Consider the following 23,738-nt stretch of genomic DNA (forward strand, 5'->3'; position numbering starts at 1 on the left):
CCTCAGATACCGCTGGTGACGTCGATGGACTGGCCTTCGGCCAGCGTCACGATCGCCTTCTTCACGTCGGTGCGCTTGTAGGGCTTGCCCTTCCAGCGCTTCGTCTTGCCCTTCTGGACCATGGTGTTCACGCCGGTAACCTTGACGTCGAACAGGGCCTCGACGGCCTCCTTGATCTGCGGCTTGGTCGCGGTGTCGGCCACCTTGAAGACGACGGCGTTGTGTTCCGAGAGGAGCGTGGTCTTCTCGGTGATGTGCGGGGCGACGATCACGTCGTAGTGACGCACGTCGATTTCCCCGGCCTTTTTCTGGGCCTTAGCCATTGAAACGGGCCTCCAGCTTGGCGACCGCGTCCTTGGTCAGGATCAGCGTGTCGTGCTTCAGGATGTCGTAGACGTTCGCACCCACGACCGGCAGGACGTTCACGCCCGGCAGGTTGCCCGCGGCCTTGCGGAAGCCGTCGTTGACGCTCTCGCCGTCGATCACCAGAACCTTGCCCGCAAAGCCGAGCTTCGCGAACTGGGCCTTCAGCGCCTTGGTCTTGGCTTCGGCGAGTTCGAGCGAGTCGACGACGACGAGGCCGTCCTTCGCCTTGCTCGACAGCGCCATCTTCAGACCGAGTGCACGGACCTTCTTGTTGAGCGAGATGTCGAAATCGCGCTTGCGGGCACCGTGGGCCTTGCCGCCGCCGATGAAGACGGGCGCAGCGCGGTCACCGTGGCGAGCCGTGCCGCCGCCCTTCTGGCGACCCCACTTCTTGCCGGTGCGGGCCACGTCCGAACGCTCGCGCGTCGGGCGGGCCGTGGCGCGACGGTTCCACAGCTGCCAGGTGACGACGCGGTGCAGGATGTCCGCACGCGGTTCGATGCCGAAGACGTCGTCGTTCAGCTCGATGTCGCCCGACGCCTTGCCGTCGAGTTTCTGGACCTTCACCTTCACGGATCAGCCCTCCTTGTTCGCGTCCGAGCCGGCGTCGGCTTCGGGCGTTTCGGTTGCGGTGTCGGCATCGGCGCCGGCTTCCTGCGTCTTCAGCAGTTCTTCCTGCTGCTCGACGGAAACCTCGTCGTGCACTTCATGCTCGGCAGCGGCCTCGACCATGCCGGCGGGCGCCTCGACGTGCTCGGGCTGCGAGCTCTTCTTCTCGAGCAGCGCGGCCGGGAACGGCAGGCCCTCGGGAAGCGGCAGCTTCACGGCGTCGGTGACGACGAGCCACGAGTTCTTCGCACCCGGGACAGAGCCCTTGACGAAGAGCAGCCCGCGGTCGGCGTCGGTGCGCACGATCTCGAGGTTCTGCTGCGTGCGCTGGCGGTCGCCCATGTGGCCGGCCATCTTCTTGTTCTTGAAGACGCGGCCCGGATCCTGGCGGTTACCGGTCGAACCGTGGGCACGGTGACTGATCGACACGCCGTGCGTGGCGCGCATGCCCCCGAAACCCCAGCGCTTCATGGCGCCGGCAAAGCCCTTGCCCTGCGTGTGGCCGGTGATGTCGACCTTCTGGCCGGCGATGAAGTGCTCGGCGCTGATCGTCGAACCGACCGGCGGCAGGCCGTCTTCGCCTTCGAGGCGGAATTCGGCAACCTTCATCTTGGGGGTCACTTCGGCCTTGGCGAAATGCTCGCGCTGCGGCTTGGCGACGTTCTTCAGCTTCGCTTCGCCTGCACCGAGCTGGACGGCGACATAGCCGTCGCGGTCCATCGTGCGATGCGAAACGACCTGGCAGTCTTCCAGGGCCAGGACGGTCACGGGAACGTGACGTCCATCCTCCTGGAACAGGCGGGTCATCCCGACCTTTTTAGCGATCACGCCAGTGCGCATGATCCGTTCTCCTAACAGAGGCACCGCGGGCCCATCCCGTGGTGCGTGTCAGCCCAGATTTCATGCGTCGCCCCGTCCGGGCTGATAATGCCCCTCCCCTTGCGGGAAAGAGCAAGACGGGGGACGCAGCCCGGAAGAATTCCGGCGGTATCCCTAAGTCTTCGAAGCGAAGACCTAAGACCGGCCGATCAGGCCAGCTTGATCTCCACGTTCACGCCGGCGGCGAGGTCGAGCTTCATCAGCGCGTCCACGGTGGCGGCGTTGGGCTGCACGATGTCGAGCAGCCGCTTGTAGGTACGCACCTCGAACTGCTCGCGCGACTTCTTGTCGATGTGCGGACCGCGGTTCACGGTGAACTTCTCGATACGCGTCGGCAGCGGAATGGGGCCCCGGATCAGCGCGCCCGTGCGGCGGGCGGTTTCTGCGATCTCGCCAGTCGCCTGGTCGAGCACGCGGTGGTCAAACGCCTTGAGGCGAATGCGGATGTTCTGAGCTTCCATGTCCAATACCGATGCGAAAGAGCCAAAAAGGAAAGGCCGCGGCCCTTCCCCAAAAAGAAAGAACCGCCCCGCCTCACCACCACCGTTGCCGGTGCGGGAAGGGGCGGCCCTTCCGAAAATTCCGACCGGCGGGAGTGAATCACCCCCGCCGGTGCGGCGCCTATATTACTTCGTGATCGAGCTGACAACCCCCGAACCGACGGTGCGGCCACCTTCGCGGATCGCGAAGCGCAGGCCTTCATCCATCGCGATCGGCGCGATCAGCTTGACGCCGATCGTGACGTTGTCGCCGGGCATGACCATCTCGGTGCCTTCCGGCAGGATCACTTCGCCCGTCACGTCGGTCGTGCGGAAGTAGAACTGCGGACGGTAGTTGGCGAAGAACGGCGTGTGACGGCCGCCTTCGTCCTTCGAGAGGACGTAGACCTCGGCGTTGAAGTCGGTGTGCGGCGTGACCGAACCCGGCTTGCAGAGAACCTGGCCGCGCTCGACGTCTTCACGGGCAACGCCGCGAACCAGCGCGCCGATGTTGTCGCCCGCTTCGCCCTGGTCGAGCAGCTTGCGGAACATTTCGACGCCGGTGACGGTGGTCTTGCGGGTGTCCTTGAGACCGACGATCTCGACTTCCTCGCCGACCTTGACGATGCCGCTTTCGACACGGCCGGTCACGACGGTGCCGCGACCCGAGATCGAGAACACGTCCTCGACCGGCATCAGGAAGGGCTTGTCGGTCGGACGCGGCGGCTGCGGAATGAAGTCGTCGACGGCCTTCATCAGCTCGAGGATCTTCTCCTCGCCGATTTCCGGATCGCGACCTTCAAGAGCGGCCAGCGCCGAACCCGAAACGATCGGAATATCGTCGCCCGGGAAGTCGTAGCTCGAGAGCAGCTCGCGGATTTCCAGCTCGACCAGCTCGAGCAGTTCCGGATCGTCAACCTGGTCGACCTTGTTCATGAACACGACGAGCGCGGGCACACCGACCTGGCGGGCCAGCAGGATGTGCTCGCGGGTCTGCGGCATCGGGCCGTCAGCGGCGTTCACGACCAGGATCGCGCCGTCCATCTGGGCGGCACCGGTGATCATGTTCTTCACGTAGTCGGCGTGGCCGGGACAGTCGACGTGCGCGTAGTGGCGGGCGTCGGTCTCGTATTCCACGTGGGCGGTCGAGATCGTGATGCCGCGCTCGCGCTCTTCGGGAGCCTTGTCGATGTTCGCGAAGTCGACGGGGGCGCCGAGGACCTTGGTGATCGCCGCGGTCAGCGTGGTCTTGCCGTGGTCGACGTGGCCGATGGTGCCGATGTTGCAGTGCGGCTTGGTCCGCTCAAACTTAGCTTTCGCCATTTTCAAAAACCTCTGTTCGTCTGGATCGTGTGATCGTTTTGATTTCGGGCGGGACGAAAGGCGGAAGCCCGCTGAATCAGGCGCCGCCCCTAGCCCCTTGGAGAAGCTTACGCAAGCTTCTCCTTGACTTCCGCCGCGACGTTGGCCGGGACTTCGTCATAGTGGCTGAACTGCATCGTGTACTGCGCACGGCCCTGGGTGAAGGACCGCAGCTCGTTCACGTAGCCGAACATGTTGGCGAGCGGCACGAACGCCTCGACGGCCTGCGCGTTGCCGCGCGTGTCGGTGCCCTGGATCTGGCCACGACGGCTGTTGAGGTCGCCGATCACGTCGCCGAGGTAATCGTCGGGAGTGACGACCTCAACCTTCATGATCGGTTCGAGCAGCTTGATGCCCGACTTCTGCGCCACTTCGCGCATCGCGCCGCGACCGGCGATCTCGAAGGCGATCGCCGACGAGTCGACGTCGTGGTACGCACCGTCATAGAGCGAGACGGTGAAGTCGATGATCGGGAAGCCGACGAGATAGCCGCTCTCGGCCTGCTCGCGGAAGCCCTTCTCGATGGCCGGGATGTATTCCTTCGGAATGTTGCCGCCCTTGACCTCGTCCTTGAAGACGAAGCCCTGGCCGCGCTCGCCCGGCTCGACCTTGACCTTGACGCGGCCGAACTGGCCCGAGCCGCCCGACTGCTTCTTGTGGGTGTAGTCGACGTCGACCGGCTTCGCGAGGTATTCGCGATAGGCCACCTGCGGTGCACCGACGTTGGCCTCGACCTTGAACTCGCGCTTCATGCGATCGACGAGGATGTCGAGGTGCAGTTCGCCCATGCCCTTGATGATGGTCTGGCCGCTCTCGTGATCGGTCGACACGCGGAACGAGGGGTCTTCTTGCGCCAGGCGATTGAGCGCGATGCCCATCTTTTCCTGGTCGGCCTTGGTCTTGGGCTCGACCGACAGCTCGATGACCGGTTCCGGGAACTCCATGCGTTCCAGGATGATCGGCTTGGCCGGATCGCACAGCGTGTCGCCGGTGGTCGTGTCCTTCATGCCGGCCAGCGCGACGATGTCGCCCGCGAAGGCCTCTTCGATGTCTTCCCGGTTGTTGGAATGCATCAGCAGCATGCGGCCGATCTTTTCCTTCTTGTCCTTCACCGAGTTCAGGACCTGGCCCTTGGTGAGCTTGCCCGAGTAGATGCGGGTGAAGGTCAGCGAGCCGACGAAGGGGTCATTCATGATCTTGAACGCCAGCGCCGCGAACGGAGCATCGTCGCTCGAGGGGCGCTCGGCCTCCTCGTCGCTGTCGGGCAGGACGCCCTTGATCGCCGGAACGTCGAGCGGTGACGGCATGTAATCGACGACCGCGTCGAGCAGGGGCTGGACGCCCTTGTTCTTGAACGCCGAGCCGCAGGTCACGGGCACGAAATCGCGCGCCATCGTGCCCTTGCGGATGAGCTTCTTGATGGTCGCGACGTCGGGTTCGTTGCCTTCGAGATAGGCTTCCATCACCTCGTCGTCCTGCTCGACCACGGTGTCGAGCAGCTGCTGGCGGTATTCCGCCGCCTTGTCGGCCATGTCCTCGGGGATGTCGATGAACTCGTACTTGGCGCCGAGATCCTCGGCCTGCCAGACGATGCCGCGGTTGTTGACGAGGTCGACCACGCCCTTGAGGCTGCTTTCCGCGCCGATCGGCAGATAGAGCACCAGCGGGTTCGCGCCGAGACGGTCGACGATCGACTTCACGCAGTAATAGAAGTCGGCGCCGGTGCGGTCGAGCTTGTTGATGAAGCACATCCGCGGCACGCCGTACTTGTCGGCCTGGCGCCACACGGTCTCGGACTGCGGCTCCACGCCGGCCACGCCGTCGAACACCGCGACCGCACCGTCGAGCACGCGCAGCGAACGTTCCACTTCGATGGTGAAGTCGACGTGGCCGGGGGTGTCGATGATGTTGATGCGGTACTTGGGCTGGTTGGCGCGCAGCGCCTCAGGCTCGGACCGGGGATCCATCGTCGCGTCTTCGGGCGTCCAGAACGTGGTGGTCGCAGCCGACGTGATGGTGATGCCGCGCTCCTGCTCCTGCTCCATCCAGTCCATGGTGGCGGCGCCGTCGTGGACTTCGCCGATCTTGTAGGACTTGCCGGTGTAGTAGAGGATGCGCTCCGTCGTGGTGGTCTTGCCGGCATCGATGTGCGCCATGATGCCGATGTTGCGGTAGCGTTCGAGCGGATATTCGCGCGCCATGGAAAATTCCTTGAGGGGCTTCGAGAGGGTTCGGAGAAGGTCCGGACCGGACCCGCCCCATATAGTGACTAATATGACGATCCGAAGACGCGGCGGGTGCACCCCGCCGCGCACCGGAACCATCTTACCAGCGGTAGTGCGAGAAGGCGCGGTTGGCGTCGGCCATGCGGTGGGTGTCCTCGCGCTTCTTCACGGCGTTGCCGCGGTTGTTCGAGGCATCCATCAGTTCGCCCGACAGGCGCGCGGCCATCGTCGTTTCCGGACGGTTGCGCGCGGCGGTGATCAGCCAGCGGATGGCCAGCGCCTGCGCACGCTCGGGGCGGACTTCGACCGGGACCTGGTAGGTCGCACCGCCGACGCGGCGGCTGCGGACCTCGATCTGCGGCATGACGTTGCCCAGCGCATCGTGGAACAGCTGCACCGGATCGGTCTTGGCCTTCGCCTCGACGGTTTCGAGCGCGCCATAGACGATCTTCTCGGCGACCGACTTCTTGCCGTCGAGCATGAGGTTGTTCATGAACTTCGACAGGATCTGATCCCCGAACTTGGGATCGGGCAGGATTTCCCGCTTCTCGGGACGACGACGACGTGACATGTTTTCGTACTCCTTCGGAGTGGTCAGCCACATCCGTGGCTGCCCTGCGGTGCCGGCCCGCTCCCCCTCCCGACCACCCAGAGCTTAACTCGTTGGATGGTCGGGAGGGAAAGCGGTCCGTCACCGCGTTGTTCTTACTTCGGACGCTTGGCGCCGTACTTCGAGCGGCTCTGCTTGCGATCCTTGACGCCCTGGGTATCCAGCACGCCGCGCAGGACGTGGTAGCGCACGCCCGGAAGGTCGCGGACACGGCCGCCGCGGATGAGCACGACCGAGTGCTCCTGCAGGTTGTGACCTTCGCCCGGGATGTAGCTGATGACTTCGCGGCCGTTGGTCAGGCGCACCTTGGCGACCTTGCGAAGCGCCGAGTTCGGCTTCTTCGGGGTCGTGGTGTAGACGCGGGTGCAGACGCCGCGCTTCTGCGGGTTCTGCTCCATCGCAGGAACCTTGCTCTTGGCCTTCTGCGGAACGCGGCCCTTGCGGACCAGCTGGTTGATAGTGGGCATTATGCTTCCTTCCTTGGCCGCCGGGTTTCCCCGGTCGGGTTGCGCCCTCCCCCGCGCTCCGAAAGGATGCGAATGGGATCGGGCCAAAAATCCTTGGCCGAGCCGTTTGCCGGAAATGGAGGAAGGATCACGCGGAACGCGGCAAGCGCCCCTGTATGAAGGGCCTGCCGGTCAGTCACCGCACGAACCGAAACGCTCCACCTGCCGGGCAGGTTACTTTGACGGATAACCGGGGGCCTTGGCGCCCGACTCACCGGCAATGTTCAGCTCTATGGTCAGCGGCGCAGGAAACTCCGGCCCCGAAGATTGGTCGCGCCCCTACGCGGGATTCGCCGCCGGGTCAAGGCGCGGCGCGCGCGATCGGCGGCTGACGCCATTCGCCCTGCAAAAGGCCCCATATGTGGGAATCGCGCAGGCCGATATGCGTTTCCCAGTTCTCGCGCAGTCGCCCCTCCAGCGTAAAGCTCAGCGCGGCGAGCAGGCGGTTGGCGCCGGCATTGTCCGGATCGGTGTCGGCGAAAATGCGGCGCAGGCCCAGCGAACGGAAACCGTGATCGATCAGCAGGCCCAGCGCCTCTCTCGCCAGGCCCCGCCCCCTCGCGACAGGGCGCGACAGGAAACCGATTTCGGCCTGCCCCCGCGCACGGGGCATCAGCGTGGCGTAGATCAGCGCCTCGTCGTCGACCGGATCGGCGGCGACACAAACGAGGCTGGCGCCCGGATCGGCGGGAAAGGCCCAGGCGGCGAGTTCGCCCTCGCTCGCGAAGGGCGCGCGGCTCCAGTAGGTCATCGTCGGCGCATCACCGAACCCTTCGAACAGGGGGCCGATATCGCGCCTTGCCAGCGGGCGCAGGACAAGGCGTTCGGTGCGGGCGATCGCGTCGGTCACCGGCCCTGCAGGAACTCGACCAGCGCCTTCACCTTCTTCTGCCGCCATTGCGGCCGCGGGGCGACGAGCCAGTAGCCGTAACGGCTCTCCTCCACCGGGCCGAGCGCAACGAGTTTGCCGCTATCCAGCGCGTCCTCGACCAGTTGCAAGGGCAGGATCGTGCGACCCAGCCCGCTTTCCACCGCCGCCAGAGCCTGGCCCGACGCGCCGACCTGCATCGTAGCGTCGATACCGTCGGGCGCGGGGCCGCCGGGCCATGCGATCCACGAATCCTGGGCCCCCGGCGCGGCAACGACGACTTGCCGGGCGGGGCGCAGCGGCACGCCCTCCAGATCGCCCGGCCCCTCGGCCAGCCGCACCGCGAAATCGAGGTTCGCCTCGGTAAAATCGGCATTGGCGCCGCCTGCCATGTGGAAGCGGGTGTCGGGATGGGCATCGCGGAAATCGCCGATCCGGCGCGCGAACCACGCGCCGAAGAAGTCGCGCGGGGCGGCGAACGTGAAGATGTGGCTCAATTGCCCCGCCTGCATCGCCTGCACCGATTCCTCGAACCGCAGGAACCCTTCGCGCAGGGAATCGAGCCCCGCTTCCGCCTCGTCAGTCAGTTCCAGTCCCTTGGGCGTGCGGCGAAACAGCACGACGCCGAGCAGGTCCTCCAGCGCGCGTATCTGCTGGCCGACCGCCGCCGGGGTCACCGCCAGTTCGTCCGCCGCGCGGGTGAACGAAAGATGCCGCGCCGCCGCGTCGAGCACGCGCAGGCCATTGAGAGGAAGATGCGTCCGCTTCATGTCGCGCGGGGTTTAGGCGGCGATACGTCCGTGGGCAATCCCCGGATCGCCGGCATGCTTCCGTCACGAAACGGCGTTCGGGGCGTCGTGAAGACCATGATCGGCAGCGACCCTGAACGGCGGCGTTTCGCGACGATCGACAGCGCGCTTTCCGCACGCAAGGCATGGCGGCAACTGCGGTGGCAGGGTTGGCCCGAAACGATGAACCGCACCATGCCAGGACCACCCATTCACCGCAGAGCCATTCCTGGGCGCACAGACACGGCGAAAATTGGCAAGGATCTGCTGTGTTGCGTTGGATGGTGATGAGCGTGATGGCACTGGGCCTGACACTTGCCAGTCTCATGGTCAGGCCCGGTACGGACGAGATCGCGCAATACGGCAACATGGGGCCGCCCGAGGAGAATTATCGACCGCGCGTCGTTGCCGGCTGGCCAGCGCCGTTTATCGCGGACCGACCCGCCGTATCCGTCCCCCAAGCCCCGGGCCCGGAAGACACCTTTCGCGGCGGGGCTTTTCTCGGCAGCTTCGCGTTCTGGCTGTGGGTCGTCTTTGCTCTGTCGTGCTCGCGCCGCCGGCTCTGGCGCCGCTGGCGTTAGCCCGTCATCGCTTCAGCGCGCGGTGGCAGGCGCGGCGAGCGGGAAGAAAGGGATCGCCGCCTCGAACGCGACGCCGTCGGCGTGGATGAAGCCGTAGTAGCCCTCCATCGACCCGTGCGGCGTTTCCAGCGGGCAGCCCGAAACGTAGTCGTGGCTTTCGCCCGGCGCGAGGAGCGGCTGTTCGCCGACCACCCCTTCGCCGTCGACCAGGCTGACGCGCCCGTTGGCATCGGTGATCCGCCAGTGCCGGCTGACCAGCCGCACCGTGTCGTCGCCGTGGTTCTCGATCCGGATGTGATAGGCCCAGAACCAGCGCCCCGCCGCCACTTGCGATTGTTCGGGCAGGAAACTGGCGGCGACGCGCACGGTGATGCCGGCGGTGTGGGCGACGTGGTCGAAAAGCTGGTCGATCATGAGGTTCAGCCTAGAACCGAATGGACGGCCCCGCAATCGGGCCGCATCCGCAACCCACGATCATGCGCGCCCCAATCCGGTCGACCTCGACCAAATGCCCTTTTCCGTGTCGCGGATCAGACCGCGGCGGCCAGGACCCGTTCGGCGGCGCAGCGCAGCGTCCAGACCAAACCGTTCGGCGCGAAGTCGAGCGTTGCGACCGCATCCAGCGAGACGGCGGGAATGTCGCGGATGACGCTGGTGCCGAAGCCCGCGCGCGTCGGCGCATCCACCTGCGGTCCGCCGCTTTCACGCCAGTGCATCAAAAACGCGTCATCGTGCACGGCCCAGTCGACGACGACCCGCCCGCCCTCGCGCGTCAGCGCGCCGTACTTGAGCGCGTTGGTTGCCAGTTCGTGCAGCGCCATCCCGATCACCTCGGCAGAGCGGGCGGTCACGTCAAGCGCCGGGCCGTCGATCGCGATCTGCCCTTCGGCGATGTCGGTCGCGAAGGAAAGCTGCGCCCTCACCAGCTCATCCATCGCCACGCGTCGCCAGGCCCGGCGGACCAGCAGGTCCTGGTTCGCGGCGAGCGCATCGAGCCGCCGCACGAAGCGCTTGAGAAACTCCTCGTTGCCGGGGGCGGAGCGCCGCGCCAGCGACTGGATCAGGGTGAGCATGTTCTTCGACCGGTGATTGACCTCGTCGAGCAGGGTCTGGATCGATTCGGCCTGGGCGCGCTGTTCGGTGATGTCGGTGTTGGTGCCGAACCAGCAGACGATGCCGCCCGCCTCGTCGTGGATCGGCCGCGCGCGCGACAGGAACCAGCGATACTGGCCGTCCCGGCCCTTCAACGGAAACGTGTCTTCCCAGGACAAGCCTGCGGCCAGATGCGTCTTCCAGCGTTCGGTAACCTCTGCGAGATGATCCGGATGGTGGACCGTTCCCCAGCCCCAGCCTTGCATCTGGTCCAGCGTCGTACCGGTGTATTCGAACCAGCGCTTGTTGTACCAGAAGATATAGCCGTCCTGGTCGGCAATCCACGCCAGCTGCGAGATGTTGTCCGCCAGCATCTTGAAGCGCCGCTCGCTTTCGGCCAGCTGCTGCCGCGCCAGCTCCAGCGCGCCGACATCGCGGGCGATGGTGCTGGCGCCGACGATCCTGCCATCGGCGTCGCGCACCGGCGACACGGTGACCGAAACGCGCACGCGCGCCCCTGTCTTGCGCAGTCGCACGGTGTGCATCGCCGATACCCGCTGGCCGGCGACGATCTGGCGGACGATGGCGTCTTCCTCGGCCTGCCGGTCATCGGGAATGATGATCCGCACCGATTTCCCGATCATCTCCCCCGCCGACCAGCCGAACAAGTCTTCGGCACCGCGGTTCCACGACAGGACGGTGCCGTCGACGCTCTTGGCAATGATCGCGTCGTCCGAGTTCTCGACGACAGCGGCGAGCAGCGATTCGGGCGACATGGCAAGGGTCTTTGCCGCCTCGTCCGCATCGGGGCCGTTGGTGGATGTCGGCGATGCCCCTTCCGAGGCAGGTCGATCGGTGGAGGACATCAAGTGAAAATCCACGTCATGCCTGCATGACGTTCCGCATGCCGCCCCGGTTCCCGTCAGAGTCCGACAGCGCGCAGCCCCCGTTCGAGATCCTCGATGACATCGTCCGCATCCTCGAGTCCGACATTCAGGCGCAACATCCCTTCGGGCACACCCATCTCGGCGCGGGCTTCGGGCCCCACCGAATGGTGCGTGGTGCTGGCAGGATGGCACATCAAGGAGCGCGAGTCGCCGATGTTGTTCGAAATGTCGACCAGCTCCAGCGCATCGAGGAAGGCGTGGGCCTGTTCGCGCCCGCCGTCGAGCACGATCGAGAAGATGCAGCCGGGCATCAGCATCTGCCGCATGGCAAGCTCGTGCCGGGGATGGCAGGCAAGGCCCGGGTGCAGGATCTTCGGCACGCGTCCTTCGAGGAATTGCCCGACCTTCAGCGCGTTGTCGCACTGCTGCCGGGCGCGCAGGGCGAGCGTCTCCATGCCCTTCAGCACCACCCAGGCGTTGAACGGCGACAGGTTCGGCCCGGTGTTGCGCTGGAACGGCAGCAGCTTGTCGTTGATGAACTCCTCGGTCCCGCAGACCGCTCCGGCCAGCACGCGGCCCTGCCCGTCCATCAGCTTCGTCGCCGAATAGGCCACGACATCGGCGCCGAAATCGAGCGGGCGTTGCATGATCGGCGTGCAGAAGGCGTTGTCGACGACCGTGGTCACGCCATGCGCCCGGGCCACGTCGCAGACCAGCTTGAGATCGACGATGTCGAGCGTCGGGTTGGCGGGCGTTTCGAAGAAGAAGACCTTCGTATTGGGCCGGATGGCGCGTTCCCATGCCCCGTCGTCGGTCGAATCGATCACCGTCGTTTCCACGCCGAAACGCGGCAGCAGGCTGTCGACCAGCCAGCGGCAGGACCCGAACGCGGCGCGCGCGGCGACGATGTGGTCGCCCGCCGAAAGCTGGCACAGCAGCGCCGCGGTCATCGCCGCCATGCCGCTGGCCTGGGTGCGGCAGGCCTCGGCCCCTTCCATCACCGCGATCCGCTCCTCGAGCATCTGCACGGTCGGGTTCTGCAGGCGCGAGTAGGTCATGCCGTCCCGCTCGCCCGCGAAACGGGCCGCCGGGGTGGCCGCATCCTCGTAGGAATAGCCGCTGGTGGCGAAGATCGCCTCGCTCGTCTCGCCCATTTCCGACCGCCAGGTGCCGGCGCGCATCGCCTGCGTCGCCGGGCGCCAGTTGCGGGTGATCGAGCGGTCCTGTCCTGTCGTGCGCTTCATGGCGCTGCCGTTAGCGCGCCGCCTGCCGCTAGGCAATCGGGTTCCCGCGCGATCGCTGCCGGACCCGGATGGTGCCGGCAACCGCAATCCCGATTGCGCCCGCCTCCAAGGCAAAGTATCGCGCCCCCCGCCATGCAGCGCGCCGCCCGATCCGCACCGGTCCGATATCCGCAGGCGCGCACCGTCGGGCCCGGCGGCGTGCGCGACCCGCGCGGCTGGATCGCGGCGATTGTCCTGGCCTTTGCCATCATCGTCTTCCGCGGTCTCGACACCATCGCCAACATGATGTTCGACGAGATCCACTACGTCCCCGCCTCGCGCGCGTGGGTCGGCGGTCTGCGGCTGCTGAACCCGGAACATCCGGTGCTGGGCAAGCAGATCATGGCGCTTTCGATCCGCATGTTCGGCGACAATTCGTTCGGCTGGCGGTTTCCGGCGGCTGTGTCGGGCTGCCTGTCGCTGCTGGCAGTGATGCGCATCACGTGGCACGCCAGCGTGTCGCGCTTCGCGACGATTTCGGCGGGTATCTTCACCGCGACCAACTTCGTCCTGCTGGTCCAGTCGCGCATCGCCATGCTCGACGGGCTCATGCTGGCGTTCCTGCTGCTGGGCTGCTGGTCGCTGGTCGCCGCGGTGGCGACGCAAAGGTGGGTCCGAGCGCGCGTGATCCTGGCGGGCCTGTTGTTCGGCCTGTCGTTCGCGGTGAAATGGAACGGCGCGCCGGTCATCGCCTATGCCGGCTTGTGCATATTTGCCGGCAACGTGCTGGCCCGCTTCGGCTGGACGCGGCGGCCGCTGGGGCAGATGACCATCTTCGAGGCGGGCTGGTGGCTCGGCGCCGTGCCGCTGGCGATCTACCTCGTCAGCTTCGAAACCATCAAGCTGCTTCGCTATCCCAACCCGCGCTACACCGGACCGGTCGAATGGCAGCAGTACATGATGCAGCTGCAGGAAAGCGTCACCAAGCCGCACAACTACATGTCGCAATGGTGGCAATGGGCGCTCGACCTGCGGCCGATCTGGTATTTCTACCAGGAATACGAAGGCGCCTGGCGCGGACTGCTCATGATCGGCAACCCGTTGCAGATGTGGGTCGGGCTGGTCGCCCTGCTCGGGTGCCTGTGGCTCGGCCTGCGGCGGCGGCGCTGGGACTGCCTGGTGCTGGCGGGCGGATGGATGGCGGCGATCGGCATGTGGGTCGTCGCGCCCAAGCCGGTGCAGTTCTACTACCACTACCTGATCTGCGCGATGTTCCTGTCGATCGCGCTGGCGCTGGTGCTCGATGCCGCGGTCTGGCAGCAACCGTTCCGCCGGGTGAAGCGCGGCTGGGCGATCGCCTTTCACGCGCTGAACGGCGCGGTGTTCCTCTATTTCTTCAAGATCCTGACCGCCCTGCCGCTGGCTGGAAAGGGCGCGTTCACGGTCTTCGCGATCCTGAAAAGCTGGCGCTAGCCCGCGAGGATCAGCGCCACCACGAGCAGTTCGATCACCAGCAGCAGCGCCAGCCCCGGCACCGACAGCGCGGTCGGCAGGTGGCGTTCCTCCTGGTGGTCCAGTTCGCTGCGGACCTGGCGCAGCTCGCGGTAGATGTCCTGCGCCTCCCCCTCTGCCGGGGACAGCAGCACCGCGGCGCTCACCACCGCGCGCGGGATCGGCGTGAAGAAGCGGCAGCCCTTGAGATCGCCCCGCGCCCAGACCACTTCGGCGGCCACCGCGTGATGATCGGGCAGGGTGATCTCGAAACTGTCGCGCGGGCCCAGCGGCGCCTCGGTCTCGATCAGCAGACCTTTTTCCGACAGGTTGCGGATCAGCGCCGCGTGCCCCGGGCCATCGTCGCCGGACCGCGCGGACGTGGCGATGGCAACGTCGCGGCGCACTTGCCAGCGCCGCTCCGCCTCCTTCGTCCGAGCCCTGATGCGTGCGTGAATCAACGGCCTGCCCTTTCGGCCGCCATTGGACCGCAAAGGGGTTAATTTCAGACTAAGGGGTTTCCCTCGGTCCGCGCGAGGCGCACCCCGCTCAGAACCGGCCCCAGACGAACTTGCTCGACAAGGCGTAGTTCCACACCGAGCCGATGACGATCCCGGCCACTGCCGCCAGGACCCAGTGGACGCCGCGGGTCACCAGCGCCTCGGCGACGCCGACGTTGGCGAAGGCGCCGATCGAGCAGGTCAGCGCGAACTTGATCCAGCCGACGGTCAGCCGGCCCATGCCGCGCAGCCGCTTGTCGGCGTAAGTCAGTTCGTTGTTGAGGATGAAGTTGAAGGTCAGCGCCGCGATCACCGCGCCGATCTGGCCATAGAGGAACGGCAGCCCGCCCGCGCGGAACAGCATCCACAGCACGGCAAGGTGCACGACCACGCCCATCGCGCCGATCGTGCCGAACAGCGCGAACCGCGTCGGGATGAAGCGGCCCAAAGTCTTGTCATAAAGCCCGACGAGGAATTCGAAGGCGATGGCCTGGTCCAACTTGGATTCTCCGGTGGCGCGCGCGGCAAAGGACAGGGGAAATTCCTTGACCCGCAGCGGCGCGTGCACGGTCGAGAGGATGTCGAGCAGGATCTTGAAGCCGATGCCGGAAAGATGCGGCGCCACTTCGCGGAAGGTTGCGGCGGGCAGCATGAAATAGCCGCTCATCGGATCGGTCAGCGTCACGCCGGTCAGCTTGCGGGCGAGGCCGTTGGCGAGCGCCGAATGCTTTTCGCGGTCCGGCCGACCCCAGGCTTCCATGCTGGCGCCGGGCGCGAAGCGGCTGGCGACGCAGGCATCGGCCTCCCCCGCCTGCAGCGCGGCAAGCATCGGCGGCAGCAGCGCCGGGTCGTGCTGGTGATCGGCGTCCATCACCGCCACGAAAGGCGCGGCGGTCGCCAGCATCCCCTCGATCGCGGCGCTGGCAAGGCCGCGGCGGCCGATGCGCTGGATGACGCGGACGCGCGGGTCGACCTGCGACAGGCGGCGACCTTCCTCGGCCGTGCCGTCGCGCGAATTGTCGTCGACGAAGATCGCCTCCCAGGCGTCCGCACCGAGCGGACCGTCAAGCGCACCGGCCAGCCGTTCGACCAGCGGGGCGAGATTGTCGCGTTCGTTGAGCGTGGGCAGGATAATCGCGAGTTTGAGCATCGGGCCTCCAATGGCGCGCCCAATGCCCAATTTTTGCCGCAAAGGCCAGCGTCAGAACACCGCCATCGACAACCGGCCGCCCTTTTCCCGCATCCACACCATCGTGTCGCGCCGCCACAGGAAGAACAACGAACCCGACGCGACGAAAAGAACATAGGCGACGCGCAGCCAAGACATCGGAGCCTCGACCAGGCGCGCGGCCTGAAACGCCACGCCGATGGGCACAAAGATCATGAAGCCGATCGCCACCGCCGTCGCCAGCAGCCACACGAGCGCGAGCCGCAACCGCGAGATCGCGAGCGCGGCCAGCAGCATCAGCACCAGCCACGGCAGGGCATCCCACGCCTGCCCGGCAGGCGACAGCAGCAGGCCCACCGGCAAGGCGGCGATATGCAGACCTTCGAAAACCTTGACGCAACAGGGCCGCGGCGTCGCCGCCGGCCCATCCCCCAAATCAGCTTGTCGTTCCAATCTTGAGGCCCCCCAGCCCTTTGATCCGATGGCGAGACCTTACAGCCTTGCGAGCACCGCGTCACCTATTTCGCTGCAACCGGCGTTTCCGCCGAGGTCGCCGCCCAGGATCCCGTCGGCGAGCGTGCGGCCCACGGCGGCCTCGATGCGGGCGGCCTGCTCGTGCTGCCCCAGCGAATGGCGGAGAAGTTCGGCAAGGCTCAGGATCGTCGCCATCGGGTTTGCAATCCCCTTTCCGGCGATGTCCGGCGCGCTGCCGTGGATCGGTTCGTAAAGGCCGAAAGTGCCGTATTCGGTCTTGCGCTCGCCCAGCGAAGCGCTGGCGAGCAGGCCGATCGAACCGACGCACATCGAGGCCTGGTCCGAGAGGATGTCGCCGAACAGGTTGCCGGTGACGACGACGTCGAACTGGCCGGGCGACTTGACCAGCTGCATCGCGGCGTTGTCGACATACATGTGGGTCAGCTCGACGTCGGGATAGTCCTTGTGCGTCTCGATCACCACGTCGCGCCAAAGCTGGCTGGTTTCCAGCACGTTGGCCTTGTCGACGCTGCACAGCCTGCCGCGCCGCTTGCGCGCGGCCTCGAACCCGGCGATCGCGATGCGGCGGACCTCACCCTCGTCATATGACATGATGTCGTAGCCCTGGCGCAGGCCGGCAGGCGTGGTGCGCATGCCCTTCTCGCCGAAATAGACGTCGCCGTTCAGCTCGCGCACGATGAGGAGATCGATCGCGGCGGCGATCTCGGGCTTGAGCGCCGAACGGTCCTCCAGCCCCGGAAAGACCTTGGCCGGGCGCAAGTTGGCGAAGAGGCCGAGTTCGCTGCGCAGGCCCAGGATCGCCTGTTCGGGCCGCAAGTGGCGCTCGAGATGGTCGCAATCGAAGTCGCCCACCGCGCCGAACAGGATGGCATCGGCCTCGCGCGCGGCGACCAGCGTTTCGGCGGGCAGCGGGTGGCCGTGCTTCCTGTAGGCGACGCCGCCGACATCGCCATCGAGCAGCGAGACCCGCAAGGGCAGCGCGTCGAGCACGCGAATGGCCTGGGCGACGACTTCGGGTCCGATCCCGTCGCCTGCGAATACCGCGATCTTCATGGCCAATGTTCCCTCACTTGCCGGGCGCGGCCCCATCGATCCGGGCGAGCCGCTGCATCATCACTTCGCGCGCGCCCATAACATTCGTGCGCCGATCCGCAAGCAGGCGGTGGGATAATTGCCGTCCCGACAGGTCGAGCGCGGCCATGATGTCGGGCCAGTCCTCGGCCGGCGGCAGCGGCGCGTCGCAGCCGTAACCCATGTCGCGCAGCACCAGTGTCTCGTACTTCGCCATCGCCAGCGCCCAACCCCGGGCAGAGGGCGCATGGCAGATCGCATCGAGCAAGGCGGCCAGCGTATCGTGCAGCGCGGGGTAGGGATTGTGTTCGGGCAGGACGGCGGCGGCGAGCGTCGTCGCCCAACCGATCGCACCGGCGGGCAACGGTTCGGTCAGCCACGGGCCGCGGCTTTGCACCAGTTCGAGCTTGAGGAAGGGAAGCTGGCTGGCCGAACGGGCGCGCAGGTCCGCCTCGACGATGTTTCCGGGGATCAGCACAGGGCGCAATTGACGCCCCCTCCCCCCGGCGACATAGCCCGCCAGCATTCCGTGTTCGCGGCTCAGGACCCGGACGATGGCGGCGGTTTCGCCATGCGGGCGGCTGGCGCAAAGAATGGCGGGGGCGCGGATTTCCATGGCTGCACCGCTGTGCCGACGGCAAGGGCCCGGTGCAAGCGGTCAGCTCAGGACGCGATGTCCTTGCCGCAGGCACAGGCCGCGTCGGTCATTTCCTCCTCGATCTTCATCGCCGCCTTGTCGGCCGCGACTTGCGGGTTCTCCTTGCGCCCCATCGTCCAGTTGCGGCCCAGGCGCACCTTGGCATTGGGGGCACACCAGATCTCGCCTGTCTCGTCGATGGCGGTGACCCAGATCAGGTTATGTTCCTGGCCGTAGTCGATCATGCCGATCGCATAGCCGTCGCCCCGGCCCAGCACGTGGACGGGTATGGTGGGATTGAGCTGCGTAAACATGAGGGCGGGTTCCTTGCGGGGGCCGATATTCATCGACTTAACCGCAGGGCAATGCGGACGTTCCACGAACGCCCCTCGCTTCATCGCATTACTGCGCGGGCGGAGTCTTCCTGGCCGAGGGCTTGGGCGCCGCTGCCGCCGCTTCGAGCGCGGCGATGCGGGCCGAAAGCGCGTCGTTCTCTTCCCGCGCCTTGGCGGCCATTTCCTTCACCGCCTCGAACTCCTCGCGACTGACGAAATCGAGGCCGCCGAAGGCTTCCTTGAGCCGTTCGCGCGCGGCTTCTGCCGATTCCTGCGCCATGCCCGCAAAGGTGCCGGCGGCGGCGGTGAACATCCGGGTGAGATCCGAGATACGGGGATTGTCGCTCTGCATAATGACTAGATGGACCTCTCGTTCGATCAATTCAACTGCCAGAACTGGAGGTTGAGCACCGCGGCAAAGCTGATCCACGCGAGGTAAGGCACCAGCAGCAGCGCGGCCATCCGGCTGATCTTCGCGAAATAGGCCATCGTCGCGATGACCAGTGCGATCATCAGCACGATCCAGAAAAAGGCGAAGGCGATCAGTTGCGCGCCGAAGAACAACGGCGACCAGAGGACGTTGACGAAAAGCTGCGCGGCAAAGACGGTCAGCGCGAACCGTTTCAGGGGATGCGGCGGCGTGGCGAGAACGAAGGCCAGCGAAAAACCGATGAGAACGTAGAGGATCGTCCAGACGATGCCGAACAGGAACGAGGGCGGATAGATGTCGGGCTTGACCAGCGCATCGAACCACGGACTGTTCGCGCCCGACCCAGAGGCCCAGCCCGAAGCGAGTCCGAGCACGACCACGAGCGGCACGGTAAGGATCGCCCATTTCAGCACGGATCGCGCTTCCGGGCGCCTGTCAGCATAGGGGACGGCAGGGGATGCGGCGGCGGGATCGGCCTCGGCCGGGGCGACGGGGCGGGTGGCGATGTGGTCGGTGGTGTCCATGCACGATGAACGAACGATACGGCGCGCCGTTCCGTCTCACCGACCGCGCGAGGCCCAGACCAGGAATTCGACATTGCCTTCCGGCCCGGTGATCGGGCTCGGCACCAGGCCCTGCACGGTCCATCCCGATGCGACGAGCCAGTCCGACACGTCCTCGCAGACGCGGGCGTGGAGAGTCGGATCGCGCACCACCCCGCCCTTGCCCACTTCGCCGCGCCCGACCTCGAACTGCGGCTTGATCAGCGCGACGAGCGTGGCGACCGGCGCGGCGAGGCGCAGCGGCACCTCGAGCACCTTGGCCAGGCCGATGAAGCTGGCGTCGCAGACCACCCAGTCGCAAGCGCGGTCGATGTGGGCGGGCGTGAGGATTCGCGCGCTCGTCTGTTCCAGCACGGTGACGCGCGGGTCCTGCCGCAGCTTCCACGCGAGCTGGTTGGTGCCGCTGTCCACCGCGAAGACGTGGGCCGCCCCGTGGGTCAGCAGCACGTCGGTGAAGCCGCCGGTCGAACTGCCGATGTCCATCGCCACGGCCCCTGCCGGATCGAGCGCGAAGGTTTCGAGCGCGTGGGCCAGCTTGATGCCGCCCCGGCTGACCCACGGGTGGTCGCGCCCGCGCACGTCGAGCGGCGCATCCTCGGCCAGCGCCTGGCCCGGCTTGGCGATTTTCGTCTCCCCCGAAAAGACCAGCCCGGCCATGACCAGCGCCTGCGCCCGGGCGCGGCTCTCGGCATGGCCGCGGGCAACCAGCAACTGGTCCACGCGCTGCTTTGCGGCCTTGTTCTTCGGGGGTTTTTCCATGATCTCGGGATGGTCTTCGTCTGGCGGCGGACCGCGGGTGGGCGAAAAGACAGACCGCTTGGCCGGATGGGGCTTGTAGCGGCCCCATGCCCTTCGCATAACGGGGTCATGACGCCAAGCGACGATAACTCCGCCCCGGTTTCCAATCTCACTGCCGCAGAACCGAACCCCGCCGAACGCCGCGCCATCGCCCGTACCGCAATGCGGCGCTGCTGGCTTCTGGCGGGCGGGATGATCGCGGCCACGGGGCTTGGGCTTGCCGCCTGCACCTCGGCGCCGCCGCCCGTCGCCACGCCCGGCCCGGCCCCGACACCGTCGCCCGCCCCTGCGCCCGCGCCGCTTCCGGTGCCCGCCGACTGGCGCGACGCGCCGCTGACGCAGGGCGACTGGCACTACGTTTCCGACGCCCGCGCCAGCCGGGCGCTCTTCGGTCCCGCAAATTCGGAGGCGCGCTTCATCGTCGCCTGCGAACCGGCGACGCGGCAGGTGAAGCTGTGGCGCACCACAAATCCGAACACGACCGCGAGCGAGGCTTCGCCGGCGATGAGCGTGACGACGACCGAAGCCGCCCGCACGCTGACTACGGAGCGGAGCGGCGGCACCCTGCCTCAGATCGTCGCCGCCCTCGCCCCGCACGACCCGATCCTCGACGCCATGGTCTTCACCCGCGGCCGCTTCATGGTGCAGGTGCAGGGCACGGAAACGCTCTACCTGCCTAGCTGGCCGGAGATCGCCAGGGTGGTCGAGGATTGCCGCTGACCGAGGCGTTTCAGGGAACTGTGGATAGTCGCTGAGTCGCTGGAAATTGGCCCCGCCGGACCCGGCGGAACCTCGCGGATCCGAGCCGGTGCCGATCTGCGAAATGGCGGAAAAAAGCGCGTCTGGTCAGCCGGTTGGGGTTCGGTCCCTATGCGCCAAGTGCCCGAGTATGACAGCGAATAAATTCAACGCAAGTCTTGCCGAGCGGCGCGCGAATCATCATGTTTGTCAGCAAGGACGGAGCGGTGACGGGGATGGCCGAGCGAACGGCAGAAATCCTCGACTTCAGCACCGCCCCGGCCCCGCCGCACGCAAGGCTTCAAGGGGGCTTGCGAACGCGGCAACACTTGGCCCCGCGCGAAAGGAGGTGATCCGATGTCTCATGGTTCAGCTAAGAGGTCGGAGAAGTCCATCACGAGGCATTATCGGTAATTCACCGCCCTTTACGGGCGTGAGGCGATAAAGGCTTCGTCTTAGGGCGGCACTTCCGGCCGCTGACCATGCGAAAGCCCGCAAGTGCTCAGGCGCTTGCGGGCTTTCTCATGTCTGGCATCCGCGCGGTACAAGTCCCCGCGTATCACGAGAAGGGCTCCCGAGCCGCAGCCCGGGAGCCCTATCTGATTACTGCGTCGCCGCAGGGCCACGCCTTGCGCCGTCAGCCCTCGTATTCGAGCGCGTCCAGCAACGGCTGCATGCCCTTGCCGTACTTGCGCCAGCGCTCGACCGAGCTGGTGTAGATCGGCTTGCGGATCTGCGCGACGCTGGCGGTCTTTACCGGACGCGACGATTTGTGGAATGCCAGGCAGGCGTCGTCCCACGGCAGGCCGATGAATTCGATGAGTTCGCGGGCGACCTCCTCGGTCTTGTCGACCGTGTCTTCGTAGCGAACCGTCTTCATGACGCCTTCGGGCAGGACATCGCGCCAATGCGCCATCAGCGCCTCGTAGCGGCGGTAGTAGCGGCCGAGTTCGCCCATGTCGTAGCTGTGCGGCATGTCATCCTTGAACAGCTTGGTGAACGCCGAGAGGCAGGTATCGACCGGATTGCGCAGGGTGTTGATGATCTTCGCATGCGGGAAGACAAGTTGGATCAGCCCGACGAAGAAGTAGTTGGTCAGCAGCTTGTCGGTGACACGCTTTGCCTCTCCCGCCTGCGCACCCACCGCGTTCAGGTAGTTTTCGCCGATCAGGCGGAAGTGCTCGTCCTTCATCGCGCCGACCATCTCAGGATAGCTGGGCATGACCGGGAAACGATCGCGCAGGTTCTGGACCGACCTGCTCCACGCCTTTACCTCGCCCGCGCCGAAGACGTCAGGGTGCGCGGAGATGATCTGCTCGCACAGGGTCGAGCCCGAGCGCGGCATGCCGACGATGAAGACCGGACGTTGCGAATCCAGTCCCTCGAACGGGCGGTCGCGGAAAATCTCGGCCGTGAACTGCTTCTTGATGGAGTCGAAGAAACGTTCGACCTTGTCTTCGGCATAGCTGAGCGTCTTGCGCTTGAGCTTGCCGCCCGCGACATAGTGCTCGAGCGCCTTTTCGTGCTCGCCGCGATCGTCGAGAGCCTTGCCGTAGGCGAAGTGGAGGGGCAGCACGCGTTCGGCGTCGTCCTTCTCCGCTTCGGCCATCACCCGCTCGATGCGCTCGAAGAGTTCCGGCTCCTTCGCGTAGTCGACCAGGTCGTTGAGGTTCGAATAGGCCGCGAACATCTGCTCGTTCGCCTCGATGCTCTTGAGGATGTTCTCCCTCGCCTCGTCGAGCCTGCCGACCGATTTGAGCGCAACGCCGTAGAAATTGCGGGCCTCGGCATTCTCCGGCTTCAGTTCGAGGGCTTTTTCGAGAAGCCCGATCGCCTGCTCGTATTTGTCGAGGTCGTGCATCAGCTGGCCCAGGATCGTGTAGGCTTCGCTATTGTCGGCCTCGTTCTTCAGGACCAGCCGACAAGCCTGTTCGACCGGTCGATGATTGCCGCGGCGCAGCTGGATGCGCGCGGTCAGCAGCAGGCTGCGCGTGTTGTTCGGTGCGATGCGCAGCACGTCGGTGAGCTGACGGAGCGCCTCGACCTCCTGCTTCTCGCCATAGAGAAGCGCGGCCAGGTTGTTGTGCGCCTCGACGTAGTCGGGCCTCTGCTGCAGGGCCTTGCGCAAGGCGTGCTGGGCCTGGTCGGGCTTGCCCTGCTCGCGCAGCAGGGTGCCGAGGTTGTTGTACGCCTCGGGATAGACTTCGCGCTGGGCCAGGGCGGTCTGATAGGCGTCGACCGCGGCATCAGGCTCGCCGGCGGCACGCAGCGAATTGCCGAGATTGTTGTGCGCTTCGGGAAAGTCGTGCTTCAGGCCGATCGCGCGGCGGTACATCTCGATCGCCTTGTCGAACTCCTTCTGCTCGTAATAGACGATGCCGAGGTTGTTGGCCGCCTGGGCGTTGCTGGCGTCAAGCTGAACCGCCTTCTCGAGCGTGACCTGCGCCTCCTCGGTCATCTTCGCGAGCCGCTGCACTTCGCCCAGATTGGCGTAGTAGCTGGCGATGCGGGGCGAGAGGCGGATCGCTTCGCGGATGGCGGCGATGCCCTCCTCGACCTTGCCCTGCGCGTTCAGCGCGACGCCAAGGATGTTGTGCGCGTCCGAAATGGTCGGCTTGTGCGCGATGATCTGGCGGCAGGCATTCTCGGCCTGGCGATACTTGCCGCGCGTGTAGAGTTCGCCGGCCATGGCGATCGCGCTCGCCTCGGTAACACGAAGCGAGCCCTTCTGGGCCTGCTGGATCATCTCGTCGGTGACGAGGGCTTCTTTGGTGGCACTCATGAAAAATGGCTCCGCTGACAGGACGGTGCGCCGTCGTGATCGCGGCGCATTGGGGCCTGCTATGGCAAAGATCCACGCGAAGATCGCCCCCTAAAACGTGATTTTTGCCCCGACGATTGAGCGTGGAGAGTAAATCTCCCTGCCACCGCGCCGGGCAAAGAAAAAGGGCCGGATTTCTCCGGCCCTTTTCCTGTTTGCGGTGACGCGCGTTGCTTACATGCCCGAGCCCGGACCGTAGGTGATTTCCACCCGGCG

General features: G+C 66.1%; 27 protein-coding genes. 4 read left to right on the forward strand and 23 right to left on the reverse strand.

Going from position 1 to position 23,738, the window contains the following annotated elements; translation table 11 throughout:
* Positions 1 to 2: 2 nt before the first annotated feature.
* The 10 genes from J2X37_RS13610 to J2X37_RS13655 all read right to left on the reverse strand — a co-directional run bounded on the left by J2X37_RS13610 (position 3) and on the right by J2X37_RS13655 (position 8,674).
* The gene (locus tag J2X37_RS13610; RefSeq protein WP_310022228.1) at positions 3 to 323 is read right to left on the reverse strand and encodes a 50S ribosomal protein L23; all 321 of its coding nucleotides are present in this window, start codon (positions 321 to 323) and stop codon (positions 3 to 5) included.
* Positions 316 to 939 carry a 50S ribosomal protein L4 gene (rplD, locus tag J2X37_RS13615; protein WP_310022230.1) on the reverse strand — a complete coding sequence of 208 codons (624 nt, stop codon included), beginning with the start codon at positions 937 to 939 and terminating at the stop codon, positions 316 to 318. Before rplD ends, J2X37_RS13610 begins: the two co-directional genes overlap by 8 nt.
* 3 nt (positions 940 to 942) lie before the next feature.
* On the reverse strand, positions 943 to 1,815 hold the full coding sequence (rplC, locus tag J2X37_RS13620; RefSeq protein ID WP_310022232.1) for a 50S ribosomal protein L3: 873 nt from the start codon (positions 1,813 to 1,815) through the stop codon (positions 943 to 945).
* A 188-nt stretch (positions 1,816 to 2,003) separates the two neighbouring features.
* Positions 2,004 to 2,315 (reverse strand): 30S ribosomal protein S10, encoded by a 312-nt coding sequence (rpsJ, locus tag J2X37_RS13625; RefSeq protein WP_047820271.1) that lies wholly within the window; start codon positions 2,313 to 2,315, stop codon positions 2,004 to 2,006.
* Positions 2,316 to 2,480: 165 nt separating this feature from the next.
* Entirely contained in the window at positions 2,481 to 3,656 is a 1,176-nt protein-coding gene (gene tuf, locus J2X37_RS13630) for an elongation factor Tu (protein WP_310022236.1), read from the reverse strand.
* A 107-nt stretch (positions 3,657 to 3,763) separates the two neighbouring features.
* Positions 3,764 to 5,896 (reverse strand): elongation factor G, encoded by a 2,133-nt coding sequence (fusA, locus tag J2X37_RS13635; protein ID WP_310022239.1) that lies wholly within the window; start codon positions 5,894 to 5,896, stop codon positions 3,764 to 3,766.
* Positions 5,897 to 6,020: 124 nt separating this feature from the next.
* Positions 6,021 to 6,491 (reverse strand): 30S ribosomal protein S7, encoded by a 471-nt coding sequence (gene rpsG / locus J2X37_RS13640; RefSeq protein ID WP_310022241.1) that lies wholly within the window; start codon positions 6,489 to 6,491, stop codon positions 6,021 to 6,023.
* A gap of 134 nt (positions 6,492 to 6,625) precedes the next feature.
* Entirely contained in the window at positions 6,626 to 6,997 is a 372-nt protein-coding gene (gene rpsL, locus J2X37_RS13645; protein ID WP_047820267.1) for a 30S ribosomal protein S12, read from the reverse strand.
* A 340-nt stretch (positions 6,998 to 7,337) separates the two neighbouring features.
* Positions 7,338 to 7,886, reverse strand: a complete 549-nt coding sequence (locus J2X37_RS13650; RefSeq protein ID WP_310022246.1) for a GNAT family protein — start codon at positions 7,884 to 7,886, stop codon at positions 7,338 to 7,340.
* The gene (locus J2X37_RS13655; protein ID WP_310022248.1) at positions 7,883 to 8,674 is read right to left on the reverse strand and encodes a LysR family transcriptional regulator; all 792 of its coding nucleotides are present in this window, start codon (positions 8,672 to 8,674) and stop codon (positions 7,883 to 7,885) included. The genes J2X37_RS13650 and J2X37_RS13655 overlap by 4 nt, the downstream gene beginning before the upstream one ends.
* 87 nt (positions 8,675 to 8,761) lie before the next feature.
* Here J2X37_RS13655 and J2X37_RS13660 point away from each other — a divergent pair, with 87 nt between their 5' ends.
* Together J2X37_RS13660 and J2X37_RS13665 are read left to right on the forward strand one after the other, a co-directional pair.
* Complete coding sequence (locus tag J2X37_RS13660; protein ID WP_310022249.1) at positions 8,762 to 8,980, forward strand: hypothetical protein; 219 nt, start codon at positions 8,762 to 8,764, stop codon at positions 8,978 to 8,980.
* Complete coding sequence (locus tag J2X37_RS13665) at positions 8,980 to 9,273, forward strand: hypothetical protein (protein WP_310022251.1); 294 nt, start codon at positions 8,980 to 8,982, stop codon at positions 9,271 to 9,273. Before J2X37_RS13660 ends, J2X37_RS13665 begins: the two co-directional genes overlap by 1 nt.
* 12 nt (positions 9,274 to 9,285) lie before the next feature.
* Here J2X37_RS13665 and apaG read toward each other — a convergent pair whose 3' ends face one another.
* From apaG to J2X37_RS13680, 3 genes are all read right to left on the reverse strand, one after another.
* Entirely contained in the window at positions 9,286 to 9,684 is a 399-nt protein-coding gene (gene apaG, locus J2X37_RS13670) for a Co2+/Mg2+ efflux protein ApaG (RefSeq protein WP_310022291.1), read from the reverse strand.
* Between the two features lie 119 nt (positions 9,685 to 9,803).
* Complete coding sequence (locus J2X37_RS13675; protein ID WP_310022254.1) at positions 9,804 to 11,231, reverse strand: PAS domain S-box protein; 1,428 nt, start codon at positions 11,229 to 11,231, stop codon at positions 9,804 to 9,806.
* A gap of 56 nt (positions 11,232 to 11,287) precedes the next feature.
* The gene (locus tag J2X37_RS13680; RefSeq protein WP_310022256.1) at positions 11,288 to 12,496 is read right to left on the reverse strand and encodes an aminotransferase class I/II-fold pyridoxal phosphate-dependent enzyme; all 1,209 of its coding nucleotides are present in this window, start codon (positions 12,494 to 12,496) and stop codon (positions 11,288 to 11,290) included.
* 132 nt (positions 12,497 to 12,628) lie between these two features.
* Here J2X37_RS13680 and J2X37_RS13685 point away from each other — a divergent pair, with 132 nt between their 5' ends.
* On the forward strand, positions 12,629 to 13,948 hold the full coding sequence (locus J2X37_RS13685) for a glycosyltransferase family 39 protein (RefSeq protein WP_310022258.1): 1,320 nt from the start codon (positions 12,629 to 12,631) through the stop codon (positions 13,946 to 13,948).
* Here J2X37_RS13685 and J2X37_RS13690 read toward each other — a convergent pair.
* The 9 genes from J2X37_RS13690 to J2X37_RS13730 form a co-directional block, all read right to left on the reverse strand.
* Positions 13,945 to 14,427 (reverse strand): PilZ domain-containing protein, encoded by a 483-nt coding sequence (locus J2X37_RS13690; protein ID WP_310022260.1) that lies wholly within the window; start codon positions 14,425 to 14,427, stop codon positions 13,945 to 13,947. The two genes, J2X37_RS13685 and J2X37_RS13690, sit on opposite strands and share 4 nt — an antisense overlap.
* Positions 14,428 to 14,515: 88 nt before the next feature.
* On the reverse strand, positions 14,516 to 15,616 hold the full coding sequence (locus J2X37_RS13695) for a glycosyltransferase family 2 protein (protein ID WP_310022261.1): 1,101 nt from the start codon (positions 15,614 to 15,616) through the stop codon (positions 14,516 to 14,518).
* Between the two features lie 51 nt (positions 15,617 to 15,667).
* Positions 15,668 to 15,991, reverse strand: coding sequence for a hypothetical protein (locus J2X37_RS13700; RefSeq protein WP_310022263.1), 324 nt, complete (start codon positions 15,989 to 15,991; stop codon positions 15,668 to 15,670).
* Between the two features lie 135 nt (positions 15,992 to 16,126).
* Complete coding sequence (gene leuB, locus J2X37_RS13705) at positions 16,127 to 17,182, reverse strand: 3-isopropylmalate dehydrogenase (RefSeq protein WP_310022265.1); 1,056 nt, start codon at positions 17,180 to 17,182, stop codon at positions 16,127 to 16,129.
* A gap of 13 nt (positions 17,183 to 17,195) precedes the next feature.
* The gene (locus J2X37_RS13710; protein WP_310022267.1) at positions 17,196 to 17,816 is read right to left on the reverse strand and encodes a recombination protein O N-terminal domain-containing protein; all 621 of its coding nucleotides are present in this window, start codon (positions 17,814 to 17,816) and stop codon (positions 17,196 to 17,198) included.
* 47 nt (positions 17,817 to 17,863) lie between these two features.
* On the reverse strand, positions 17,864 to 18,151 hold the full coding sequence (locus tag J2X37_RS13715; protein WP_310022293.1) for a hypothetical protein: 288 nt from the start codon (positions 18,149 to 18,151) through the stop codon (positions 17,864 to 17,866).
* Between the two features lie 88 nt (positions 18,152 to 18,239).
* The gene (locus J2X37_RS13720; RefSeq protein WP_310022269.1) at positions 18,240 to 18,524 is read right to left on the reverse strand and encodes an accessory factor UbiK family protein; all 285 of its coding nucleotides are present in this window, start codon (positions 18,522 to 18,524) and stop codon (positions 18,240 to 18,242) included.
* A gap of 26 nt (positions 18,525 to 18,550) precedes the next feature.
* The gene (locus J2X37_RS13725; protein WP_310022271.1) at positions 18,551 to 19,126 is read right to left on the reverse strand and encodes a TspO/MBR family protein; all 576 of its coding nucleotides are present in this window, start codon (positions 19,124 to 19,126) and stop codon (positions 18,551 to 18,553) included.
* A gap of 36 nt (positions 19,127 to 19,162) precedes the next feature.
* A complete protein-coding gene (locus J2X37_RS13730) occupies positions 19,163 to 19,924 on the reverse strand; it encodes a TlyA family RNA methyltransferase (protein ID WP_310022273.1) in 762 nt (253 codons plus the stop codon).
* Between the two features lie 108 nt (positions 19,925 to 20,032).
* On the opposite strand from J2X37_RS13730, the gene J2X37_RS13735 reads away from it, so the two are divergent.
* A complete protein-coding gene (locus J2X37_RS13735; protein WP_310022275.1) occupies positions 20,033 to 20,683 on the forward strand; it encodes a hypothetical protein in 651 nt (216 codons plus the stop codon).
* Between the two features lie 655 nt (positions 20,684 to 21,338).
* Here J2X37_RS13735 and J2X37_RS13740 read toward each other — a convergent pair.
* On the reverse strand, positions 21,339 to 23,483 hold the full coding sequence (locus tag J2X37_RS13740; RefSeq protein WP_310022277.1) for a sulfotransferase: 2,145 nt from the start codon (positions 23,481 to 23,483) through the stop codon (positions 21,339 to 21,341).
* Between the last annotated feature and the right edge of the window lie 255 nt (positions 23,484 to 23,738).

It is taken from the genome of Croceicoccus sp. BE223 (genome assembly GCF_031457155.1).
In the GTDB taxonomy this organism is placed as follows: Bacteria; Pseudomonadota; Alphaproteobacteria; order Sphingomonadales; family Sphingomonadaceae; genus Croceicoccus.

Bases quoted from the DNA above. Each gene is read 5' to 3' on its own strand.
- rpsJ (WP_047820271.1), bottom strand. From the start codon at position 2,315: ATGGAAGCTCAGAACATCCGCATTCGCCTCAAGGCGTTTGACCACCGC.
- rpsG (WP_310022241.1), bottom strand. From the start codon at position 6,491: ATGTCACGTCGTCGTCGTCCCGAGAAGCGGGAAATCCTGCCCGATCCC.
- J2X37_RS13710 (WP_310022267.1), bottom strand. From the start codon at position 17,816: ATGGAAATCCGCGCCCCCGCCATTCTTTGCGCCAGCCGCCCGCATGGC.
- rplC (WP_310022232.1), bottom strand. From the start codon at position 1,815: ATGCGCACTGGCGTGATCGCTAAAAAGGTCGGGATGACCCGCCTGTTC.
- J2X37_RS13725 (WP_310022271.1), bottom strand. From the start codon at position 19,126: ATGGACACCACCGACCACATCGCCACCCGCCCCGTCGCCCCGGCCGAG.
- rpsL (WP_047820267.1), bottom strand. From the start codon at position 6,997: ATGCCCACTATCAACCAGCTGGTCCGCAAGGGCCGCGTTCCGCAGAAG.
- J2X37_RS13720 (WP_310022269.1), bottom strand. From the start codon at position 18,524: ATGCAGAGCGACAATCCCCGTATCTCGGATCTCACCCGGATGTTCACC.
- J2X37_RS13735 (WP_310022275.1), top strand. From the start codon at position 20,033: ATGACGCCAAGCGACGATAACTCCGCCCCGGTTTCCAATCTCACTGCC.
- J2X37_RS13680 (WP_310022256.1), bottom strand. From the start codon at position 12,496: ATGAAGCGCACGACAGGACAGGACCGCTCGATCACCCGCAACTGGCGC.
- J2X37_RS13715 (WP_310022293.1), bottom strand. From the start codon at position 18,151: ATGTTTACGCAGCTCAATCCCACCATACCCGTCCACGTGCTGGGCCGG.
- J2X37_RS13685 (WP_310022258.1), top strand. From the start codon at position 12,629: ATGCAGCGCGCCGCCCGATCCGCACCGGTCCGATATCCGCAGGCGCGC.
- J2X37_RS13665 (WP_310022251.1), top strand. From the start codon at position 8,980: ATGAGCGTGATGGCACTGGGCCTGACACTTGCCAGTCTCATGGTCAGG.
- J2X37_RS13675 (WP_310022254.1), bottom strand. From the start codon at position 11,231: ATGTCCTCCACCGATCGACCTGCCTCGGAAGGGGCATCGCCGACATCC.
- fusA (WP_310022239.1), bottom strand. From the start codon at position 5,896: ATGGCGCGCGAATATCCGCTCGAACGCTACCGCAACATCGGCATCATG.
- J2X37_RS13730 (WP_310022273.1), bottom strand. From the start codon at position 19,924: ATGGAAAAACCCCCGAAGAACAAGGCCGCAAAGCAGCGCGTGGACCAG.
- leuB (WP_310022265.1), bottom strand. From the start codon at position 17,182: ATGAAGATCGCGGTATTCGCAGGCGACGGGATCGGACCCGAAGTCGTC.
- J2X37_RS13610 (WP_310022228.1), bottom strand. From the start codon at position 323: ATGGCTAAGGCCCAGAAAAAGGCCGGGGAAATCGACGTGCGTCACTAC.
- J2X37_RS13655 (WP_310022248.1), bottom strand. From the start codon at position 8,674: ATGAAGCGGACGCATCTTCCTCTCAATGGCCTGCGCGTGCTCGACGCG.
- J2X37_RS13740 (WP_310022277.1), bottom strand. From the start codon at position 23,483: ATGAGTGCCACCAAAGAAGCCCTCGTCACCGACGAGATGATCCAGCAG.
- J2X37_RS13695 (WP_310022261.1), bottom strand. From the start codon at position 15,616: ATGCTCAAACTCGCGATTATCCTGCCCACGCTCAACGAACGCGACAAT.
- tuf (WP_310022236.1), bottom strand. From the start codon at position 3,656: ATGGCGAAAGCTAAGTTTGAGCGGACCAAGCCGCACTGCAACATCGGC.